We start from the raw sequence: 1,755 nt of genomic DNA on the forward strand, positions 1-1,755 counted from the left end.
AAAAGCTTGAAACAGACCCTATTAATGTTTATAGAGCAGTAAGGGCGATAAATCCTTCACCATATCTTTTTTATCTGGATTTCAGGGATATTAAGCTGATAGGTTCTTCTCCGGAAATACTGGTTTCTGTAAAAAATGGAAAAATACAGACAAAACCTATAGCAGGAACAAGACCAAGAGGGAAAACATCGGAAGAAGATAAAAAACTTGCAGAAGAGCTTATTTCTGATGAAAAAGAAAGGGCAGAACACCTTATGCTTGTTGATTTGGCAAGAAATGATGTTGGAAAGGTTGCAAAAGCAGGCAGCGTAAAGGTTGATAGATTTATGTATATTGAAAATTATTCCCATGTGATGCATATAGTTTCTGATGTTTCCGGTGAGTTAAAAGAAGGACTTTATCCCCTTGACGTGCTTAAATCGGTATTCCCTGTTGGAACTGTAAGCGGTGCTCCAAAAGTTAGGGCAATGCAGATTATAGAAGAACTGGAACCAGAAAAAAGAGGTCCCTATGCCGGTGCCGTAGGATATATTTCTTTTGATGGTAATCTGGATACTGCTATTGCAATAAGAACAGCAATTGTTAGAAAAGATGATATTTATGTGCAGGCAGGGGCAGGTATTGTGGCAGACTCAATCCCTGAAAATGAATATCAGGAAACAGTAAATAAAGCAAAAGCCCTTATAAAAGCGATTGAAATAGCAGAGAATGTCTGATTATTTATTTTATGAATTCCTTTAATTCTTGAAGATTATTTATTTCAATCATATTTTGTTCTTTTCTTGCTTCTTCAATTACTTTTTGGGTTTTCAAGTTAGGAATTTTACTTTGTTTCTTATCAACAAATTTCCAAATAATATTGCGTATTATTTTTATCATTTTTCTACTCTGATAAAGTCAGACAGTATCTCAAAGTTTTTGTATAGATTTTCAAGGGGAATGTTTTCATTTTTCTGGTGTGCCTGTGCTGCTTCTCCGGGACCAAAGTTAACAGCATCTATTCCATACAGAGATAATCTTGCAACATCTGTCCATGCCTGTTTAGCTTCAACAGGGAGGGAGTATTTTTCTATAAGCTCCGATAAAACAGGATTATACAGGCAAACATTTCCAGATGGGCAAAGGTCTGTAAATTCAACCTCAGCTTCACCATTTACCAGTTTTAAAACATCCTCTTTAGCCTGTTCGATAGTTTTCCCCGGAGCAAAGCGATAGTTAACATTAATAACAAATTTATCCGGAATTATATTTCTTCCTCCTGAAAACTCAACCATTGTGGCATTCATAACTTCTAAAAATTTCATTCCATCAAATTCATACTCATGTATTCCGTAATCTGCAAGTCTTTTTAGGAAATCTGCTGCCTTATGGATTGCATTTTCTCCCTGCCAAGGACGGGCTGAATGTGCCCTTTTTCCTTTGAAAATAATAGAAGCGTGGAGTGTGCCAAGACAGCCAACCTGAACTTTGTTATCTGTAGGCTCTAAAGCTATCGCAAGGTCAGCTTTTTGAATAATATCAAACTCTGATAAAAGCGGTTCAAGACCATTATCAACATAAGGACCTTCTTCTTTTTCATAAAAAACGTATATCAAATTAAATCTTTTCTCTTTATTAGAAAAATAATCCATCAATCCCATCATTACAGCAAGGCCACCTTTCATATCAGAAGCACCAAGTCCATAAAGACGACCATCTATGATTTGACCTGTCAAATCATTTTCGCCGGGAACGGTATCCAGATGACAACAAGTG

Annotated in this window: 3 protein-coding genes; 1 reads left to right on the top strand and 2 read right to left on the bottom strand. The window is 36.2% G+C overall.

What is annotated here, in order from left to right; translation table 11 throughout:
- A partial coding sequence (locus HG1285_RS02885) for a chorismate-binding protein (protein WP_008289012.1) occupies positions 1–716 on the top strand: 716 nt, incomplete at its 5' end.
- Between the two features lie 4 nt (positions 717–720).
- Here the strand turns inward: HG1285_RS02885 and HG1285_RS19575 are convergent.
- Both HG1285_RS19575 and dapE read right to left on the bottom strand, forming a co-directional pair.
- Positions 721–879 carry a hypothetical protein gene (locus HG1285_RS19575; protein WP_008289013.1) on the bottom strand — a complete coding sequence of 53 codons (159 nt, stop codon included), beginning with the start codon at positions 877–879 and terminating at the stop codon, positions 721–723.
- Positions 876–1,755: succinyl-diaminopimelate desuccinylase (gene dapE / locus HG1285_RS02880; RefSeq protein WP_008289014.1), on the bottom strand; the 880-nt coding region annotated here is incomplete at its 5' end. The genes dapE and HG1285_RS19575, both read right to left, overlap by 4 nt.

Source organism: Hydrogenivirga sp. 128-5-R1-1 (genome assembly GCF_000171895.1).